Annotated in this window: 22 protein-coding genes and 1 tRNA gene; 10 read left to right on the top strand and 13 right to left on the bottom strand. The window is 62.9% G+C overall.

Going from position 1 to position 18,669, the window contains the following annotated elements:
• The first annotated feature begins 10 nt into the window (after window positions 1–10).
• From DMY87_RS09790 to DMY87_RS09780, 3 genes are all read left to right on the top strand, one after another.
• On the top strand, window positions 11–811 hold the full coding sequence (locus DMY87_RS09790) for an FAD binding domain-containing protein (protein WP_110791131.1): 801 nt from the start codon (window positions 11–13) through the stop codon (window positions 809–811).
• Window positions 812–1,034: 223 nt separating this feature from the next.
• On the top strand, window positions 1,035–2,249 hold the full coding sequence (gene hemA / locus DMY87_RS09785; RefSeq protein ID WP_110791130.1) for a 5-aminolevulinate synthase: 1,215 nt from the start codon (window positions 1,035–1,037) through the stop codon (window positions 2,247–2,249).
• Window positions 2,250–2,324: 75 nt separating this feature from the next.
• On the top strand, window positions 2,325–3,446 hold the full coding sequence (locus tag DMY87_RS09780) for a serine hydrolase domain-containing protein (protein WP_110791129.1): 1,122 nt from the start codon (window positions 2,325–2,327) through the stop codon (window positions 3,444–3,446).
• 3 nt (window positions 3,447–3,449) lie between these two features.
• Here DMY87_RS09780 and dxr read toward each other — a convergent pair whose 3' ends face one another.
• Complete coding sequence (gene dxr / locus DMY87_RS09775) at window positions 3,450–4,628, bottom strand: 1-deoxy-D-xylulose-5-phosphate reductoisomerase (RefSeq protein ID WP_110791128.1); 1,179 nt, start codon at window positions 4,626–4,628, stop codon at window positions 3,450–3,452.
• 111 nt (window positions 4,629–4,739) lie between these two features.
• Here dxr and DMY87_RS09770 point away from each other — a divergent pair, with 111 nt between their 5' ends.
• The gene (locus tag DMY87_RS09770) at window positions 4,740–6,581 is read left to right on the top strand and encodes a heavy metal translocating P-type ATPase (RefSeq protein ID WP_245408874.1); all 1,842 of its coding nucleotides are present in this window, start codon (window positions 4,740–4,742) and stop codon (window positions 6,579–6,581) included.
• 18 nt (window positions 6,582–6,599) lie between these two features.
• On the opposite strand, the gene DMY87_RS24155 is transcribed toward DMY87_RS09770, so the two are convergent.
• Window positions 6,600–6,959, bottom strand: a complete 360-nt coding sequence (locus DMY87_RS24155) for a BON domain-containing protein (RefSeq protein ID WP_165826197.1) — start codon at window positions 6,957–6,959, stop codon at window positions 6,600–6,602.
• A 157-nt stretch (window positions 6,960–7,116) separates the two neighbouring features.
• On the opposite strand from DMY87_RS24155, the gene DMY87_RS09760 reads away from it, so the two are divergent.
• Window positions 7,117–7,617: a YciE/YciF ferroxidase family protein gene (locus DMY87_RS09760; protein WP_110791126.1), complete on the top strand. Its 501-nt coding sequence runs from the start codon at window positions 7,117–7,119 to the stop codon at window positions 7,615–7,617.
• A gap of 53 nt (window positions 7,618–7,670) precedes the next feature.
• Here the strand turns inward: DMY87_RS09760 and DMY87_RS09755 are convergent, their stop codons facing one another.
• The 3 genes from DMY87_RS09755 to DMY87_RS09745 form a co-directional block, all read right to left on the bottom strand.
• Window positions 7,671–8,750 (bottom strand): DNA topoisomerase IB, encoded by a 1,080-nt coding sequence (locus DMY87_RS09755; RefSeq protein ID WP_245408873.1) that lies wholly within the window; start codon window positions 8,748–8,750, stop codon window positions 7,671–7,673.
• Window positions 8,750–9,271, bottom strand: a complete 522-nt coding sequence (locus DMY87_RS09750) for a sigma-70 family RNA polymerase sigma factor (protein ID WP_110791125.1) — start codon at window positions 9,269–9,271, stop codon at window positions 8,750–8,752. Before DMY87_RS09750 ends, DMY87_RS09755 begins: the two co-directional genes overlap by 1 nt.
• A 102-nt stretch (window positions 9,272–9,373) precedes the next feature.
• A complete protein-coding gene (locus DMY87_RS09745; RefSeq protein WP_425353491.1) occupies window positions 9,374–9,772 on the bottom strand; it encodes a hypothetical protein in 399 nt (132 codons plus the stop codon).
• A 13-nt stretch (window positions 9,773–9,785) separates the two neighbouring features.
• Between DMY87_RS09745 and DMY87_RS09740 the strand changes: the two genes are divergently transcribed.
• The 3 genes from DMY87_RS09740 to DMY87_RS09730 all read left to right on the top strand — a co-directional run bounded on the left by DMY87_RS09740 (window position 9,786) and on the right by DMY87_RS09730 (window position 10,687).
• Complete coding sequence (locus DMY87_RS09740; protein ID WP_110791123.1) at window positions 9,786–10,148, top strand: hypothetical protein; 363 nt, start codon at window positions 9,786–9,788, stop codon at window positions 10,146–10,148.
• A gap of 95 nt (window positions 10,149–10,243) precedes the next feature.
• Window positions 10,244–10,423, top strand: a complete 180-nt coding sequence (locus tag DMY87_RS09735) for a hypothetical protein (protein ID WP_110791122.1) — start codon at window positions 10,244–10,246, stop codon at window positions 10,421–10,423.
• Window positions 10,424–10,495: 72 nt separating this feature from the next.
• Window positions 10,496–10,687, top strand: coding sequence for a hypothetical protein (locus tag DMY87_RS09730; RefSeq protein WP_245408872.1), 192 nt, complete (start codon window positions 10,496–10,498; stop codon window positions 10,685–10,687).
• An 18-nt stretch (window positions 10,688–10,705) separates the two neighbouring features.
• Here DMY87_RS09730 and DMY87_RS09725 read toward each other — a convergent pair whose 3' ends face one another.
• The 3 genes from DMY87_RS09725 to DMY87_RS09715 form a co-directional block, all read right to left on the bottom strand.
• Entirely contained in the window at window positions 10,706–10,990 is a 285-nt protein-coding gene (locus tag DMY87_RS09725; RefSeq protein ID WP_245408871.1) for a hypothetical protein, read from the bottom strand.
• A 75-nt stretch (window positions 10,991–11,065) separates the two neighbouring features.
• Window positions 11,066–11,142, bottom strand: a tRNA-Arg gene (locus DMY87_RS09720).
• An 83-nt stretch (window positions 11,143–11,225) separates the two neighbouring features.
• Window positions 11,226–12,386 (bottom strand): M20 aminoacylase family protein, encoded by a 1,161-nt coding sequence (locus DMY87_RS09715; RefSeq protein WP_110791120.1) that lies wholly within the window; start codon window positions 12,384–12,386, stop codon window positions 11,226–11,228.
• 200 nt (window positions 12,387–12,586) lie between these two features.
• On the opposite strand from DMY87_RS09715, the gene DMY87_RS09710 reads away from it, so the two are divergent.
• On the top strand, window positions 12,587–13,645 hold the full coding sequence (locus DMY87_RS09710) for a D-alanyl-D-alanine carboxypeptidase family protein (RefSeq protein WP_110791119.1): 1,059 nt from the start codon (window positions 12,587–12,589) through the stop codon (window positions 13,643–13,645).
• Between the two features lie 8 nt (window positions 13,646–13,653).
• Complete coding sequence (locus DMY87_RS09705) at window positions 13,654–14,835, top strand: CobW family GTP-binding protein (protein ID WP_110791118.1); 1,182 nt, start codon at window positions 13,654–13,656, stop codon at window positions 14,833–14,835.
• Here the strand turns inward: DMY87_RS09705 and DMY87_RS09700 are convergent.
• The 5 genes from DMY87_RS09700 to DMY87_RS24150 form a co-directional block, all read right to left on the bottom strand.
• Window positions 14,832–15,074, bottom strand: coding sequence for a sulfurtransferase TusA family protein (locus DMY87_RS09700; protein WP_110791117.1), 243 nt, complete (start codon window positions 15,072–15,074; stop codon window positions 14,832–14,834). The genes DMY87_RS09705 and DMY87_RS09700 overlap by 4 nt on opposite strands.
• Window positions 15,071–16,351: a L,D-transpeptidase family protein gene (locus tag DMY87_RS09695; protein ID WP_110791116.1), complete on the bottom strand. Its 1,281-nt coding sequence runs from the start codon at window positions 16,349–16,351 to the stop codon at window positions 15,071–15,073. Before DMY87_RS09695 ends, DMY87_RS09700 begins: the two co-directional genes overlap by 4 nt.
• A gap of 167 nt (window positions 16,352–16,518) precedes the next feature.
• Window positions 16,519–17,472 carry an acetyl-CoA carboxylase carboxyltransferase subunit alpha gene (locus DMY87_RS09690; RefSeq protein WP_110791115.1) on the bottom strand — a complete coding sequence of 318 codons (954 nt, stop codon included), beginning with the start codon at window positions 17,470–17,472 and terminating at the stop codon, window positions 16,519–16,521.
• 62 nt (window positions 17,473–17,534) lie between these two features.
• On the bottom strand, window positions 17,535–18,476 hold the full coding sequence (gene xerD, locus DMY87_RS09685) for a site-specific tyrosine recombinase XerD (RefSeq protein ID WP_110791114.1): 942 nt from the start codon (window positions 18,474–18,476) through the stop codon (window positions 17,535–17,537).
• Window positions 18,477–18,493: 17 nt separating this feature from the next.
• A complete protein-coding gene (locus tag DMY87_RS24150; RefSeq protein WP_165826195.1) occupies window positions 18,494–18,643 on the bottom strand; it encodes a hypothetical protein in 150 nt (49 codons plus the stop codon).
• Between the last annotated feature and the right edge of the window lie 26 nt (window positions 18,644–18,669).

Raw genomic sequence — 18,669 nt, 5'->3', positions numbered from 1 at the left:
GGAGAGAACCATGCAGCTCTATTCCACCAGCTACCATCGCGCCTCCTCCGTCGACGATGCCGGAAAGCTCCTGTCCGGTGCCGAGGACGGCAAGTTCATTGCCGGCGGCCAGACGCTGATCGCGGCGCTCAAGCAGCGTCTCGCCCAGCCGTCCGATCTCGTTGACCTCAGGCATATCGAGGCCCTCAAGGGCATCAAGGTCGAAGGTCGTCGCGTCACCATCGGTGCCGCCGTCACCCATGCGGAGGTCGCCTCGTCCTCGGCCATCCGCGCGGTCTGTCCGGCGATCTGCCATCTCGCCTCGCTGATCGGCGATCCGCATGTCCGGCATATGGGTACGATCGGCGGGTCGGTCGCCAATGACGATCCGGCTGCCGACTATCCCTCGGCGGTGCTGGCGCTCGGTGCGACCGTTATCACCAATACCCGCGAGATCGCGGCCGACGATTTCTTCGTCGGCCTGTTCGAAACCGCGCTCGCAGACGACGAGATCATTACGGCCATCCGCTTCGACGCTCCGGAAAAGGCGGGTTATGCCAAGTTCGCCAATCCGGCCTCGCGCTATGCGATGACCGGTGTCTTCGTCTCGAAGGGGGCAGGCGGCGTGCGCGTCGCCGTCACCGGTGCGGGCTCCAATGGTGTCTTCCGCCATGCGGGGCTTGAGGCGGCACTCGCCGCCAACTGGTCCCCCGATGCGGTTTCCGGCGTCGCAATTGATTCGTCCGACCTCATGTCGGACCTGCATTGCACCTCCGAATACCGCGCAAATCTCATCCGCGTGATGGCCAAACGCGCCGTTCAGGCTTCCTGACCGACGCGCGAGCGATGCTCTGCAACGAAAGGACGGCGCTCTGCCGTCCTTTTTGTCTGGAGTTGACGCAGATCAAGTTCGATACGGCAGAAAGCGTTAGGATTTATATGTGAGCATTCTAAAATTCGCGCCTTTTGTCGCAGTTTAGAATGAATGTACAATACCGGGGTTGACCGCGCTGCCCGAGATACCCAAAAGGGTATCAAATACTGGAGTGACAGGAATGGATTTCGAGGCGTTTTTCACGGAGCAGCTGGCTGGACTTCACGAGGAAGGCCGCTACCGCGTCTTCGCTGATCTCGAACGCCAGCGTGGCAATTTTCCCCGCGCCACCCGCTACACCGAAAAAGGCACCCAGGACGTTACCGTCTGGTGTTCGAACGACTATCTCGGTATGGGCCAGAACCCGCTCGTCATCGAAGCCATGAAACAGGCGATCGATGACTGTGGCGCGGGTGCGGGAGGCACCCGGAATATCTCTGGCACCAACCACTACCACGTTCTTCTCGAGCGCGAACTGGCCGACCTGCACGGCAAGGAATCGGCGCTGATCTTCACCTCGGGCTATGTCTCGAACTGGGCGGCCCTTGGCACGCTCGGCGCCAAGATCCCGGGCCTGATCATCTTTTCGGATGCGCTGAACCATGCCTCGATGATCGAAGGCATCCGCCATTCCAAGGCCGAACGCGTCATCTGGAAGCACAACGACGTCAAGGATCTGGAAGCGAAGCTCGCTGCTGCCGATCCGCGCGCGCCGAAGATGATCGCGTTTGAATCCGTCTATTCGATGGATGGCGATATCGCGCCGATCAAGGAAATCTGCGATCTCGCCGACAAGTATGGCGCGATGACCTATCTCGATGAAGTGCATGCCGTTGGCATGTACGGTGCCCATGGTGGCGGCATTGCCGAACGCGAAGGCCTGATGCATCGCCTGACGGTCATCGAAGGCACGCTCGGCAAGGCCTTTGGCGTGATGGGCGGTTACATCGCTGCCTCCACCGCGCTCTGCGATTTCGTCCGCTCGTTTGCTTCCGGCTTCATCTTTACGACGGCCCTGCCGCCGGCCCTTGCTGCCGGTGCCGTCGCCTCGATCCGTCACCTGAAGACCAGTCAGGTCGAGCGTTTCGCCCATCAGGAGCGGGTGCGTCGTCTGCGCTTCATGCTCGACAAGGCCGGCATTCCGCATATGCCGAACCCGAGCCATATCGTGCCGGTCATGGTCGGCGATGCCGCCAAGTGCAAGTGGATCTCGGACCTCCTGCTCGACAACTGTTCCATCTATGTGCAGCCGATCAACTATCCGACGGTCCCGAAAAAGACCGAGCGGCTGCGCATCACGCCGACCCCGCTGCATACCGATGCCGATCTCGAACATCTCGTCGGCTCGCTGCATCAGCTCTGGTCGCGCTGCGCGCTCGCCCGCGCGGTCGCTTGATCGCAGGCAAAATCCTTCGCATAACGATGCGGGTTCCGGAAACGGAGCCCGCATTTTCTTTGGAGGTTTGAGCACGTGAGCATTGCCAGACGCGTCAGTAACCTGGTCGACCGGGTGATCGAGGAAGAACGCATCACCGGTGCGGTGGTGCTGGTCTATCAGGATGGGAAGCCGATCCTGGAAAAAGCTGCCGGTTTCGCCGATCGTGAGGCGGCTGTGCCGGCGCGCCTCAATACGATCTTCCGTTATGCCTCCGTCACCAAGCCGTTTGTTGCCGTGACGGTGCTGGCGATGGTCGACAAGGGGCTGCTCGGTCTCGATGATCGTGTTTCCGACTATCTTCCCTGGTTTCGCCCGAAAGCGCCTGATGGCCGCGAAGCGGCAATCACCCTTCGCCATCTGCTGACTCACACCTCCGGTCTCATCTACGATCCCGCACTGGAGCTCCTGCCCGAGGGCCAGCGCATGACACTCGGTCTTGGCAATACGGATCTCAGCCTCGAGGAGAATTTCAGCCGCCACAACGGCATTCCGCTCGCTTTCGAGCCGGGCACGCGTTGGGCCTATTCCTTTGCGACTGATATTCTTGGCGGTGTCGTTGCCGCTGCCCATGGAGACACACTGGAGGCGACCGTGGTGCACCATGTCGCCGGACCGCTCGACATGGTCGATTCGCGCTTTCACGTCACCGATCCACAGCGTCTGGCGGTTCCCTATGCCGATCATCCGCAACACCCCGTCCGCATGCCGGACCCCTGGGTGAGCGGTGACGAGGAAGCATGGCGCACCGTGTTTTCACCCGCCCGTATCTTCAACCCCAGGGCCTTCCAGTCCGGTGGGGCCGGCATGGCCGGAACGGCGAAAGACGTGATGCGGCTTCTGGAAATGCTGCGCAGTGACGGATCGTCGTTCCTGAAGCCGGAAACGGCCGGTACCGCGTTGTCAAACCAGATCGGCGATGTCGAGGGAGAACCCGGCTATCGTTTCACCTTCGTCGGCGGTCTCGTCGTCGACCCTGCTGCTGCCATGACGGCTCTGCCCAAAGGGGCGATCCAGTGGGGCGGTGTCTATGGCAATACCTGGTTCATCGATCCAGCGAAGCGGTTGACGGTGGTCAGCCTCACCAACAACGCCCTTGAAGGCTGCACCGGGGCCTATCCGGAAATGCTGCGGGCTGCCGTCTACGATCGCAGCTGAGGCTCAGAGGCGGTCGATCACCCCGGCCGCCTTTCGCCTTGCCTCGCGGTCGGCGGCAAATACGTCTGCGATCGATGCCGGCTCGGCCATCCCGGCCAGATCGTCCATCACCCGTTCCACGACATCGGCCATGGCGAGGAAGCCGATGCGCTCCTCGACGAAAGCGTTGAAGGCCGTTTCTTCCGCCGCGTTCAGGATGGCCCCCTGCAATCCGCCGCGCTCCAGTGCAGTTCGCGCCAGCCGTATCGCCGGAAAACGGGTTTCGTCCGGGGCCTCGAAATCGAGCCTTGCCAGCTTGGCGAAGTCCAGCCGGTCGACATTCAGCGCCGGGCGCTTCGGATAGGTGAGGGCATAACCAATGGCCGTGCGCATATCCGGCACGCCGAGCTGGGCGATCACGGAGCCGTCGGTATAACCGACCATCGAATGAATGATCGACTGCGGATGCACGACCACTTCGATCTGGTCCGGCGCCACGTCGAAGAGGTGCTTGGCCTCGATCATCTCCAGCGCCTTGTTGAACATCGAGGCGCTGCCAACCGAAATTTTCAGGCCCATCGACCAGTTCGGATGGCTGCGCGCCGTTTGCACGGTGACATTGGCCATCTGCTCGCGGCTATGGGTGCGGAAGGGGCCACCCGAAGCTGTCAGCACGATCCGCTCCAGCGCGTGCCGCTGATCCTGCTCCAGGCACTGGAAGATTGCCGAATGCTCGCTGTCGACCGGAATCAGTCGTCCGCCGCCCTTCTTCACCGCCTCGACGAAAAGGCTGCCGGCTGAGACCAGGCATTCCTTGTTGGCGAGCGCAATATCGGCGCCGCGGGCTGCGGCCTTGAGCGTCGGTGCGAGACCGGCCGTACCGACGATCGCCGCCATCACCCAGCCAGCGTCCATCTCGGCCGCTTCGTCCAGACCGCTGCTGCCTGCCGCCACAGCGGTGCCTGAGCCGGACAGAAGATCTTTCAGCGCCACATACTGGCTTTCATCGGCGGTAACGGCGAGCTTCGCGCCGAAGCGGCGTGCCTGTTCAGCCAGGAGCTCGAGATTGCCATTGCCGGTGAGCGCCATGACCTCGAAGCGGTCGCGTCCGCCGAGCTGATCGACGACGTCAAGCGTATTGACGCCGATCGACCCGGTCGAACCGAGAACGGAAAGGCGGCGGGGCCGGTCGCTGTCGATCATGCTGCTTACGTCCGATTGCTTCATGCTCAGATGGCTCTACAAGGGAATAGCGGGACCAGCAAGAGAGAGGCTTTTCGGCCATGCGCCGAATGCGCAGGAGGTCGTATGTCAATGTCGCAGCAGATGACGCGGTTGCGCGAAAACGGCCCCACTCTGCTGGCCGTCCTTTCGCTTCTGTGTCTTGTGGTCGGCGGTGTGATCCATCTGTCGGGTGCCCCCCTGCCGGCCCGCTTTATCTGGGCTTCGGGCGCATTCGCCGTTCTGGTGGTGCTCGTCTTCGACATGGTCCGCGCTTTGCTCAGCGGCCGGATCGGCGTCGACGCCATTGCGGCCCTCGCCATTGGAACGGCACTTCTTCTTGGCGAAAACCTCGCGGCGGCGATTGTCGCCGTGATGTATGCCGGTGGCCAATTGCTGGAAAGCTATGCCGAAGGCCGGGCTCGACGCGACATGACCGCCCTGCTCGGACGCGTCTCGCGCAGCGCCGTGGTCCATCGCGGCGAAACGCTCGAAACGGTGCCGATCGAGGCGCTTGTGCCGGGTGAAGTCATCCTGTTGCGCCGCGGCGAAGTGGTCCCGGTCGATGGCCGGCTGATGGGCGCGAATGCCGTGCTTGATCTCTCGGCCCTCACGGGCGAACCCATGCCTGTGAGTTTCGATCGCGGGCGGGAAATCCCGAGCGGTGCCACTGTTGTCGGCGACGCCTTTGATCTTCTTGTGTTGCGTGGTTCGGCGACCAGCACCTATGCCGGGATCGTGCGACTGGTGGAGCAGGCCCAGCAGAGCCGTTCCCCCATGGCGCGGCTTGCCGATCGCTACGCCCTCTATTTTCTCGGCCTCACGCTCTGTCTCGCCGGTGCCGCCTATGGCTGGAGCGGCGATCCGGCCCGTGCCCTCGCCGTGCTTGTTGTCGCCACCCCCTGCCCACTCATCCTTGCCGTGCCGGTCGCGGTCATATCCGGCATGTCTCGGGCCGCCGCTCGGGGCGTTCTGGTGAAGACGGCCGGGGCTCTGGAGGCGCTTGCGGCCGTCACCACGGTGGTTCTCGACAAGACAGGCACGGTCACTTCGGCCCGGCCGGCGGTCGGTGCGGTCCTGCCCGCGCAGGGGTTTGATCGCGACGACGTCTTGCGGCTCGCGGCCTCCCTCGATCAGGCCTCCGCCCATGTCGCCGCCGAGGCGCTCGTTCGGGCTGCGCTGGACGCAGGGCTTGCACTGTCTCTGCCGCAGGATGTCGTCGAACAGCCGGGGCAGGGGCTGTTCGGCCGGGTCGATGGTCATGAGGTGCTGCTGGGGGGGACGCGGTTTGTGCGCAGCAGGCTGCCGCCGGATGCGGATTTTTCGCGCGACAGTCTGCCGCCAGGTGCCGCCGTGGTTGCCGTCGGCATTGATGGGCAGGCCGCCGGCCTCATCACGCTCACCGATCCCGTCCGGCCGGATGCGGCGGAGGCGATTGCCGCCTTTCGCGCCCTCGGCATCACCAGGATCGTCATGGCTTCCGGCGACCGCACGGATGTCGCGCAAGCGGCAGCCGGCGCGCTCGGTCTCGATGCGGTAGCGGGGGATCTGAGCGCTCCCGACAAGGTCGCGCTCGTGCTCGGGGAAAAGCAGACCGGCGTGGTGATGATGGTGGGCGATGGCGTCAATGATGCCCCTGCGCTGGCGACATCGCATGTCGGCGTTGCCATCTCCGTCCGCGGCTCGGCCGCCTCGTCCGAAGCGGCCGATGCCGTGCTTCTGGCCGATGATCTGAGACGCCTCCCGGTGGCATGCCACATCGCGCGCCGCTCGCGGCGCATTGCCCGACAGAGTGCCGGTGCCGGCGTGGTGCTCTCCGGCATGGCCATGGTGGCCGCAGCCTTCGGCCTTATGTCGCCGGTCCAGGGTGCGCTGCTGCAGGAGGTGATCGACGTCGCGGTCATCCTCAATGCCCTGCGCGTCCTGAAAGACTGATCCACACTCCAAAGCGGCTCAGGCCTGCGTCATCACGCTGCCTTCGCCGGAGATGCGGGTCTGCAATCGGTTCTGCACCTGCGTGACACCGGTTGTTCGTGAGGCGCAGTCTTCGGCTCTCGATCTTTCGGCCGCGTCGGTGACCATTCCGGTCAGGATGACGATACCGTTCTCGACGGCGATCTTGATCGCGGATGCGTCCAGCGCGGGATCCTCCATGAGGGCGTTGCTGATCGCTTCAACAATCGCGCCGTGGCGGTCGCTGCCGGTCGTCACCGCTGTATCTTGCGTCCGGTCCACGAAGCCGCTGTCTCCCGGCGCGTAGTCGCCGGTGGGTGCAAGCCGGCGCTCCCCATGCTCGGTGGTTCTCTCGGTCATTTTCTCCTCCATTGCATCCGGCAAGGCGCCTGGCCCCGCACCTTCGCCAACCGCGATCGCCAGCAAACGTTCCGGCGCCTGCAAGAAAAATACCCAGGAACAAAGGCAATGGCGGTCGGTTGTGCTTTTGCATTCCCAACAACGAGGAGACACACCCATGGCGACCAAGACACTTGACGATCTTTTCCATGAAACGCTGAAAGACATCTATTATGCCGAGCGCAAGATCCTCAAGGCTTTGCCGAAGATGGCGCGCGCAGCGCAGGACGAGAAGCTGAAGGATGCCTTCCAGCTGCACAAGGACGAAACCGAGGGCCAGATCGAACGCCTGCAGCAGGTTTTCGAACTCATCGGCAAGCGTCCGCGCGGCAAGACCTGTGCCGCGATTGAGGGCATCCTCGAAGAGGGCGAAGAGATCATGGAAGAATTCAAGGGCTCTCCCGCCCTCGATGCCGGTCTGTTGGCTGCCGCCCAGGCGGTCGAGCACTACGAGATCAGCCGGTACGGCACCTTGAAGGCCTGGGCCCAGCAGCTCGGCTATACGGAAGCCGTCACGCTTCTCAGCGAAACGCTGTCGGAAGAATCCAAGACCGACGCCTCGCTGAGCAAGCTTGCACAGAGCGCGGTCAATTCGGCCGGCCAGAAGAAGGCTGCGTGACGTCTGCGCACCAAGACCCTGCAAAAGGCCCGGCTCGTCCGGGCCTTTCTGTGTCAGCCGTTCGAATTCGGCAGAGGCCCGGCTTCCAAGAACGCCATCAGCCTGTTCTCATCGGCACGCAGCAGTGTGTGAGCGGAAGAACGCGCAATCAGAGCCTTCACGGCAGACAGATCTGCCTCCCGGTCACTCAGCGCAAGGATCGCCGGATGCACGTAACTCGACCGGCAGATGCTCGGCGTGTTGTGCAGGCGATCGGAGGCGATCTGGCACATCTGCCGAATGGTCGGCCGCTCATCCGCCTGGATCATTTTCCAGGCTTCGCCGAAGGCCGCAACGCTGCCGCCCCAGGTGCGAAAGGTCTTGGCGGACAGTGCATGGCCGGCAATCTGCGCGAGATAGGCATTCAGGCGGCCGGAATCGATGCGGTGGAGCGCGCCTTCGCGGTCGCGCCAGGAAAACAGATCCCGACCCGGCAGGTCCGCAATCTCCTCGAGGATCTTCTGCAGTCTGGGATGGCGCAGCTTGCGGCGGACCCGCTTGCCGCCCTTGGCCGTGAAACTCAGGCGTATGCCGTCCTGCTCGAAGGTCAGGTGCCGTTTCTGCAGCGTCGTCGCACCATAGGTCTTGTTCTCCTCGACATAGGTGCGGTTGCCCACACGCATATAGGTGACGTCCAGGAGGCTGACGAGCGCGGATAGGAGAAAGGGCGTTTCCTGCGACCGGTCCTCCAGATCGCGCAAGACCCGCCGGCGGATCGACGGCAGCGCATGGCCAAAGGTCACGAGGTCGTCGAATTTGCGACTGCTGCGCCAGGCTGCCCAATCGGCATGGTAGCGGTACTGCTTGCGGCCTCTCGCGTCCAACCCGGTCGCCTGCAGATGGCCGCGCGGCTCCAGCGAGATCCAGACCCTCTCATAGGCCGGCGGCAAGGCCAGACGGCGGATGCGGGCGAGGATCGCCTCATCGCCGATCTTCGTGCCGTCGGGAAGATGATAGGAGAAGCCAGCGCCACGTCGGCGCCGGGCGATACCGGGGCTGTTGTCGGTCACGTAAACCAGGCCGATCTCCTCGAGTTCGGCGCGATCTTCGGGCACGGTCGTTTCGAGCGCTGCGTCGTCGGTTTGCCGCATCATCAGACCGGGCTGTCGCCGCCCATTTCGCCCAGTTCGCGACGAAGCTGCTGGCGGGCGCGGTTCAGGCGGCTCTTCACCGTGCCGACGGCGCAGCCGCAGATCGCGGCTGCATCTTCATAGCGTTCGCCGAGCATCACGATCAGCACCAGCATCTCGCGATGATGCGCCGGCAGGCGGTCGAGTGCGCGGCGAACTTCCTCGGCCTGCACGGTCCATTCCTGCGTCGCATCGGTCGTCAGCTTCGACGTCAGGCTTTCCGGCAGGCCCACCGTCTCGCGACTGCTTTTCTTGAAGCGCGTGCAGAAGGTGTTGCGCATGATGGTGAACAGCCAGGATTTCAGCCGCGTTCCCGGCTCGAACTTGTCGAGGTTCGCCAGCGCCTTTGTCAGGGTTTCCTGGACGAGGTCATCGGCCTCTTCGGGCTTCGGACAAAAGGTTCGTGCAAAGGCCCGCAGTGCCGGAATGAGTTCCACGACTTCGGACTGTGCGGCAAGCTCGGCTCTGCGTGTGCGGGTATTCAAGTCACGCTCCTCCCATGGAACTCAACGCTGTCATGCCAATCCACTCCAGCGAGACCCGATCCGTCCCGGATGCAGAGGTGTCCGGCAGAAGCAGCACGGCGATCAGCTTCGGCTGACGAACTTGTTGAAACGGCTGATCTTGCCGTCGGCAGTCCGATCCTGATGAAGGAAGGCAAGATCGCTTTTCTCGAAAACAGAGAAAAACTCCTCCCAATCCATCCGCTCCAGGCGTTCTTCCTGCTCGCCAAAATCGACCCTCAGGAGACCTCCCTCAGGGCTGTCCTTGACGCGCGAGGGTGTCCCTTCCCGCTCTTCGATCCAGCGGCGGATCTCTTGATGATCCGTTGTCTGGCGTGCGCTGCTCATGGCTGCCTCGTGCTGAAAACACTCCTGAATTTTCCTGACATCAACGTGTGGTCGTGGCGCCGGTTCCGTTGCCCACGAGGTTTTTCGATTGGAACTTCTCCCCTCACGCGCGGTTTGCTTGTCATTCTGGAACAAGAAAGGGCGAGTCATGGCACATCTGGAGAACGCCGACGGACAGGGACAGCTTCTCATCGGCGAGCGGCTTTCGCCGGTGTCCTATCGTGTCGTTGCGGAAGAGGCGGATGGCGGTCTTGCCGTCAGGGTTGATCTGCAGGCCCCGCGGGACTGGTTGATCAAGCAGGGTTTCAAACGGCGGGCAACGCTGGTTCTCGCGTCGGGTGACCGGGTCGAGGTTGTGCATGAGGACGAAGTCGATGTATCCGACAGTCTCGCCATTGTGCTTAAAACCGAGCGTCTGGTCTATGACGGCGGCAAGGCGCTTCTGGAGGCATTTCCGGAGCTTCGATCCGAGGACGCCGGTGAGAAACAGCCGGGAAACGCATCTTTATGAGATCCGAAGATCGCCGGATGGCGTATAGACATACTGCGCTCCCAGACGAAATTCGTGCCGAGCGGCCTCAACATGCACATACAGCGGAGAATTGAATGTCACACACGGCGGCAAGCTCTATTCCGGGCAGGCGCGATCGCACCGGCGGCGTGGTGCGGGACAAGCTCGATCTGTTGATGGCCGAACTGGAGCGCGAAAAGGTGCCGCAGCGCCTGATCGATATGGCTCAGGATCTGCAAAAGTCCTTGGACGAAAAGCTCCCCAAGGAGAGCTGAGCGCCCGGAACCTTTCTCGCCGCTGCCGGTTGGCATCAGGACCCCCTCTTCACAACCAGCGAGGTATTCCTGATGATCAGCAATCTGTTCTGGCTCTTGGCGGTGATCGTCGGTCCCATTCTTCTGGGTGGTGCCATCGCCTACGCTCTCCTGCGGCAACGGCGCCTCACTTCTGACGAACAGAAACGCAGCGACGCCGCTGCCAAAGAGCTCTACAAACATGATGAAAACGCGGATACCCGCCATCTTGGCGGGCGCGGTTGAGCCGGACGCCTCCGCGTCTCAGCTAAACGTGCCGTTGGCCGGATCGTATCGTTTGCCTTCGGCCATCAGCGTCAATTCGACAAGTTCGTCCTCGTCTCTCACCCCGTTTTCCACGAGATAGAAGAGGAGCGCCGTTGCGTTCTCCTCGCCTTGCCCGTCAAGAATCGCCGGCGCGCCATCATTGATCCGCGTCACGGCTTTCTCGACAATATCGGCGGCATCGGTCGTCAAACTGCGGGATATTGAAGCCATCGCATTCCCTCCCGATATCAGCTGGCGAAATCGGACACTCGGCGCCAGCATGGTATGGTTCCATGCTGGCGATATTGAGGGGGAATGCAACCCCAGATTCACACAGGGAACTTCTTGCTGACGCAATGGTGATCCCGCCGCGATTCGAACGCGGGACCCCCAGATTAGGAATCTGGTGCTCTATCCTGCTGAGCTACGGGACCACTTCCTCCTCCATACAAAAGCCGGGCGGGCAAGCCAAGCGGTTTTCCGCTCGGTCGAACTGGCCATCGTCTTTTGTGTCCATTCAGCGGGGAAGGCGGTGCTCGGCGAGGCGGACCCAGTAGGAGATGCCGGCCGAGAGGATCTCGTCGTTGAAGTCATAGGCCGGGTTGTGCAGGCCGGCCGTGTCGCCGTTGCCGATCATGATATAGGCGCCGGGGCGCGATTGCAGCATGAAGGCGAAGTCCTCACCCGCCATGCTCGGATCGACCTCGGTGTCGACATGTTCGGGGCCGACCACCTCCATGGCGGCCTCTGCCGCATAGTCGGTCTCCCTCGGGTGGTTGACCGTGACCGGGCAGGCGCGTTCGTAATCGTATTCGACCTGCGCCCCGTGGGCGGCGGCAATGCCGGAGGCGAGTTCGCCGATGCGGCGCTCGGCAAGGTCACGCACCTGTTCATCCAGCGAGCGCACGGTGCCGGAGATGAAGGCCTCCTCCGGAATGATGTTGTGCGTCGTGCCGGCATGGAACTGCGTGACCGAGACGACCACCGAGCGCAGCGGATTGGCGTTGCGGGCGGCTATCGTCTGCAGGGCGCCGACGATCTGGGCGCCGATGACGATCGTGTCGGCGGTGTTGTGCGGCTCGGCCGCATGGCCGCCGCGACCGATGATCTTCAGCGCAAACTTGTCGGGGGCTGCCATGATGCCGCCCTTGCGGATGGCGAAGCTGCCGGCCTTCTTGCCCGGCATGTTGTGCATGCCATAGACTTCCGCGATGTCGAAGCGCTCCATCAGGCCGTCCTCGACCATCGCGAGCGCGCCGCGTCCACCTTCTTCCGCAGGCTGGAAGATGACCGCGACGCGACCGGCGAAGTTGCGCGTGTCGGCCAGATGCCTGGCGGCACCCAGTAGCATCGCCATATGCCCGTCATGGCCGCAGGCATGCATGCGGCCTGCGGTCGCGGACGCCCAGGGCTTGCCCGAAATCTCCTCCAGCGGCAGGGCATCCATGTCGGCCCGCAGGCCGATGGTGCGGCCGGTGCCGGTGCCCTTGATGATGCCGACGACGCCGGTGCGGCCGATGCCGGTCACGATTTCGTCGACACCGAATTCCTGCAGTTTTTCTGTGATGAAGGCCGCCGTGTTCTCGACGTCATAGAGGATTTCGGGATGGGCATGGAGATGGCGACGCCATGCGGTGGCCACCGACTGGAGTTCGGAGGCACTGTTCAGTATCGGCATTGCATTATCCTGGAGGCTTTCGATCACATGATTGTCGGGCCTGAATGTGCGCCTTTCAATTGACGTATTCAATGGGCTTTGCCATTGCTTGCACTCCCATGGCATGGCAATGCCAGCACTCCTTACCCGCGAACAAGAGGTTCCCAATCGTGTCAACGAAGTGCCCGGGCAGGTTCTCCGTCAGAGCAGCCCTCCGCCGAATGGTCGCTGTTGCAGCCCTCGTCGCCGTTGCCGCCCCCGGCGTCGTCGCCGCCAATCCGGTCGTGGTCGTCGATGTCGCGAGCGGCCGCGTGATCGCCCATCAGGAGGCGTTTCGCAAGTGGTATCCCGCCTCGCTCACCAAGCTGATGACGGCCTATGTGACCTTCAGTGCCATCCGCAGCGGCCAGGTCTCGCTCGATACCGTCGTCGTCATGAGCAAACATGCGGCCGACCAGCCGGCCAGCAAGATGTATTTCAAGCCGGGTTCGAAGCTGACGCTCGACAGCGCGCTGAAGCTGTTGCTCGTCAAGTCGGCCAATGACGTGGCCGTTGCGATCGCCGAGACGGTGGGGGGCACGGAAGGCGCCTTTGTCGCGCGGATGAATGCGGAAGCGAAACGCCTCGGCATGAGCTCCAGCCGCTTCATCAATCCGAACGGATTGCCGGGCAAGGGTCAGTATACGACGGCGCGGGATCTCGCCCTGCTCGCCGCCGCCATCCGCCGTGAATTCCCCGAACATGCCGGCTATTTTACGCTCGAAGGCGTCACCACCGGCAAGAAGGAATACCCGAACTACAACCTGCTGATCGGTCGCTTTCCCGGCGCCGACGGCATGAAGACGGGTTTCATCTGCGCCTCCGGCTTCAACCAGGTCTCGTCGGCCACGCGCAATGGCCGCACCGTGATCTCCGTCGTGCTCGGTGCTGACAGTCTTGGCGCGCGTGCCGACATGTCGGCGGATCTGCTGCAGAAGGCGCTGACCACCAATGTCGCCGGGAACCGGCTGGAGGCGCTGGCGCCTTATGGCGAGGGCCAGGATCAGGTGGCCGATATCAGCGCCGATATCTGCAATCCCAAGGCCGCCGCCGTGCGCAGCGAAGGTCGCGACGAAGGCGGCCGCATGAAGCTCCTGTCGGCCTATATCCGCGAAATGGATCATCCGCCGGTCATGAGCTTTGCCGGGCTGATCCCGGGCAGCGAGCCGGTCGACAGCAAGAAAACGCCCGCTGGCGAAATCGCCAATGTGCCGATCCCCAAGCCCCGTCCGAGTTTGTGAGCGATTTCATGACGACTGACCGCATCCCTGTTTCGATCCTCACCGGCTTCCTCGGGGCGGGCAAGTCGACCCTGCTCAACCGGCTCCTGAAGGACCCGGCGATGAAGGATGCCGCCGTCATCATCAACGAGTTCGGCGAAGTCGGGATCGACCACCTGCTGGTCGAGGCATCGAATGATGCGGTGGTGGAACTGGCCGATGGCTGCCTGTGCTGCACAGTGCGCGGCGAACTGGTCGACACACTCGCCGAACTGATCGACGGCATGCAGACGGGACGGCTGAAAGCCTTGTCCCGCATCGTCATCGAAACCACCGGCCTTGCCGATCCCGCGCCTGTCATGCAGTCGGTCATGGGCCATCCGTCCATCGCCCAGCATTTCGATCTCGATGGCGTCGTGACTGTGGTCGATGCCGTCAACGGGCTGTCGACGATCGAGAGCTTCCCCGAGGCCTATCGCCAGGTCGCGGTCGCCGACCGGCTGATCCTCACCAAGAAGACGCTCGCCGATGCGGAGACGATCGACCGCATCACGACCCGGCTGAGAGCGCTCAATCCGCGCGCGCCGATCACCGATGGCGATGACGAGGGAGCTGCTCAAGCCTCCATCCTGATTAACGGTCTCTACGATCCCGGTAGCAAGATCCCCGATGTCGACCGGTGGCTGCGGGACGAGATGGCGGCTGCCGATGATCACCATCATCACGACCACGATCACCACGGCCACGACAACCATGATCATCATCACGGTCATCATCATGACCATCACCATGAGCACCACCACCATCATCACGCCCATGACGTGAACCGACACGGCGATCAGATCCGCTCCTATTCGATCCTGCACGACCAGCCGATCGATCCGATGGCGATCAACATGTTCATCGACCTGTTGCGCTCCACCCACGGCGACAAACTCCTTCGAATGAAGGCGATCGTCGCGCTGACCGACCGGCCGGACAAGCCGCTCGTGCTGCATGGGGTGCAGTCGATCTTCCATCCGCCGGTCCGCCTGTCGGCCTGGCCCGAGGGGTCCGACCGCAAGACGCGGCTGGTGCTGATCACCAAAGATCTCTCGGAAGATTATGTGCGGGATCTGTTCGGCGCTTTCACCGGCAAGGTCGCGATCGACCGTCCCGACCGCGCCGCGATGACCGACAATCCGCTGTCGGTGCCGGGTTTCAAGTTCTAGGCTTTCTGAGCGCCACCCTTGCGGATGCGGAAACGATGTCCGGTCTCGATCTTCTCCTGGGCGAGAAGGTCGTGGCCGTCCTCGCCGCAGAAATGCGGGATGTCGATGCCGGCCAGCGGGTCGCTGGTCTCGATCAGCAGTTCCTCGCCGGGGTTCATGTCCGCCAGCCTGCGCCGCGTCTTCAGGACGGGCAGGGGGCATTTCAGCCCCTTGAGATCATAGAGGATGGCGGCGGTCATTCCGACTGCCAGAGCTTCCAGAAGGGCTTCTTGCTGGTCGGCGCTTCCGGAGCGGCTGCGGCCTGCGGCGGTGCCAGCGGGTTCGGCTGCGGCACGGGAATGTTGCTCGCAGTCTGCGTGCCCGGAGCCGCTTGCGCGGTCGCTGCCTGGTTTGCCACCGGGGCTGCATTGCCGGGCGTCGACATCGGTGCGGCCGTGCCATTGCCCGATGCGTTGTTCGCCATGCGGTTTACCGCGGCAGCGCCGTCGGGTGCGCTGAGGGTCGCGGGATCCACATCGTCGATATCAAGCAGCTTGCCCGCCTTCAGCGCCGATCCGGTCGGGGCAAAGGCGAGATCCTTGGCACGCGACCGGCGCAGGTCCGCCACCAGCGCCTTGCGCTCGGCTTCGGTCGGGTCGTACCAGATCTTGCCGTCGAACTTTTTCATGGCCTTGTCATAGGCCTTGTCATAGGCGGCATTATAGCCTGCCATGGCCATTTCGAGCGCCGGCGGCGTCGACATCGGCGGGCAGGCGGCCTGGGCCGCGAAGCTCTGGCCCTCAGCGGCCACCTGGTTGAAGACGTATTTCTTCTCGCAGACATTCACTTCCGGGGGACGCTTGGTCACCTCGAACTGGTCATAGCCCACCTTCAGCATCTTCCAGAACTCGATGTGCTGGCTGTGGCGGTGGCGCGCCATGTTCTCGGCGGTCATGCGGAAGGGAAAGGCCTGCAGCTGGATCGAGGTCTGGCCGCCCTTGAAGGCGTCGCGGGCGAAGGCATAGATCTCAAGGATCTGCGCATCCGTCATCGAATAGCAGCCGGATGAAGAGCAGGCGCCGTGGATCATCAGGTTCGTGCCGCTGCGGCCATTGGCCTGGTCGAAGCGGTTCGGGAAACCCGTGTTGATCGCGAGGAAATATTTCGAATTCGGGTTCAGGTGATAGGGCGTCAGCGGATAAAAGCCCTCGGGCGCCTGACGGTCGCCTTCCTTGACCTTCGGGCCAAGGCGGCCCGACCAGGCGCAGATGTCGTAGGAGGCGATCAGGTCGAAGCGGTTGTTGGTCTTCGCCTTCCAGACCTCCAGCTTGCCCTCTTCCTTGAAGATGCGCAGCATGATCGGCGAATTGCGCTCCATGCCCTTCTTCTGGATTTCGGCAAGGATGCGGCCGGGCAGCGGCTGCTCGACCTTGTTGGAGACCTTCGGCGTATCGTAGGTCGCACTTTCCAACGTGTCATTGCAGCCCGCGAGGGCAGCAGCAAAAACCAGGAGCAGGGCCGTTGATGTCAAGCGCATGCGTAAACGCTCTTTCCAGAACTGATAGACAGGCTCAAGGAGCCCGGGATCAATAGTTTATAATGTCTTTCTTCACAAATTATAAACCACCGGAAACCGGCTGGCCTCACCCGCCTTCTGCCGCTAGGGCGGCAAAACGGCGGAGTGATGGCAAATAGCCTGCGGCGTCAGAGATTTCGGCCGATCTCGAGGAATTTCTGCCGACGGTCGGTGCGCAGCTTGTCGCCCGGCTGCGCAGAGAGTTCGGTGAGCGCCGTGAAGATCACGTCGCCGGTGGCATTGATCACCTTTTCCGGGGCGCGGTGCGCGCCGCCGACCGGCTCGGGAATGATGCCGTCGATGATGCCGAAACCTTTCAGGTCTTCCGCCGTGATCTTCATGCTGGTCGCGGCTTCCTTGGCGCGGGTCGAGTCGCGCCAGAGGATCGAGGCCGCCCCTTCCGGCGAAATGACGGAATAGATCGCGTGTTCGAGCATGTAGACGCGGTTGCCCGTGGCGATCGCGATCGCGCCGCCGGAGCCGCCTTCGCCGATCACGACAGAGATCATCGGGACCTTGAGGCCCAGGCACATTTCGGTCGAACGGGCGATGGCTTCCGCCTGGCCGCGCTCTTCCGCACCCACGCCCGGATAGGCGCCGGCCGTGTCGATCAGCGAAATCACCGGCAGGCCGAAACGATCGGCCATTTCCATGACGCGGATCGCCTTGCGATAGCCTTCGGGACGCGGGCTGCCGAAATTGTGCTTGATGCGCGACTTGGTGTCGTTGCCCTTTTCCTGGCCGATCACGGCAACAGGCTGGCCACGGAAGCGGGCGAGGCCGGCCTGGATGGCGGCGTCCTCGGCAAACTTGCGGTCACCGGCCAGCGGCGTGAATTCGGTGAACAGCGCTTCGGCATAGTCGACGAAATGCGGCCGCTGCGGATGGCGCGCGACCTGCGTCTTCTGCCAGGCGTTCAGCTTCGAATAGATGTCCACCATCGCCTCGTCGACGCGGCTTTCCAGCCGGCTGATCTCTTCCGAGGTGTCGATGCTCTCGTCCTCTTCCGCGATTTTCTTCAGTTCGCGGATCTTGGCCTCGAGGTCGGAGATGGGTTTTTCGAAGTCGAGATAATTGTGCATGAACTCCGTTCCGATCGTTCGTCCCTGGCGCGCGCCGCCCGCAGGAACCGGCTTTGCCGGTCCTAATCGGGGTTTTTGGCCTGTTTTGCAAGGGGGTGATGTGTTTGCACCAGTTGCTGCAGCCGCTCGTCCAATACATGCGTGTAGATTTGTGTCGTGGAAATGTCGCTGTGGCCAAGCAGTTCCTGCACCACGCGCAGGTCGGCTCCATTGCCGAGAAGATGGCTGGCAAAGGCGTGTCTCAGCACATGCGGCGAAACGGCCGCGGCCGACAGGCCGGCCCTGATGGCGAGATCCTTCAGCTCGCGGGCAAAGACCTGGCGGGGCAGATGCCCTTCCTTTGATGCCGCCGGAAACAGGAAGGAACTCGCGGCATGGACCGGGTTTTCCGCCCGGATCGTCCCGTAACGGGCCAGTGCCTCGATCGCCGTGCGTGACAGCGGCACCAGCCGTTCCTTGTTGCCCTTGCCCTTCACCACCAGGAAGCGTCCTTCCTGGGTCAGGACCTTGGCCGGCAGCGACACGAGTTCGCTCACGCGCATGCCGGTCGCATAGAGCAGTTCCAGCAAAGCCAACAGGCGTATGCGCTGTGGCTGTTCGGGTCCTTCCTCAAGGCTCTCTTCCTCGGCCAGCGTCAGCATGCCGTTCACATCCTCGACCGTCAGCACCTTGGGCAGCGGACGCGCCTTCTTCGGCGCATCGAGGATCGCGGTCGGGTCGTCGCCGCGCAGGTTTTCCGCATAGAGAAACTTGTAGAACTGCCGCATGGCTGACAGCCGGCGTGCCTGGGACGTCGGCTGGAAGCCGCGCCTTGAGAGGTCGGCCAGATAGGCCACGAGGTCGTCCCGGGTCGCATTGCCGACCGATACCTTTCGCCCCGACAGAAAGGAGGCGAGGTCTTCCAGGTCGCGTTCGTAAGACAAAAGCGTATTGGCAGCCGCCCCCCGCTCCGCACTCAGCATTTCGAGAAAGGCGTCCACACGGGCCCGGCTCAGATCCGACACGCCTGTCTCCTTTTTCGCTATTCGGCGGGGTTGATGCGTTCGGAAGGAATGCGCACGGTCACATCCCGTTCCCTCGGCTCGACGAAGACGGCGAAGGACCACATCGTCGCATAGACCATGCCGACAATGGTGGCGCAAAGGAAGAGAAAGCGGAAGAGTGTGGGCATGAACAGTCCTTTGGGCTCGCGCAGTC

The sequence above is a fragment of the Peteryoungia wuzhouensis genome, assembly GCF_003205195.1.
GTDB lineage: Bacteria > Pseudomonadota > Alphaproteobacteria > Rhizobiales > Rhizobiaceae > Allorhizobium > Allorhizobium wuzhouense.
This window is presented reverse-complemented; position numbering and strand designations above follow the sequence as displayed.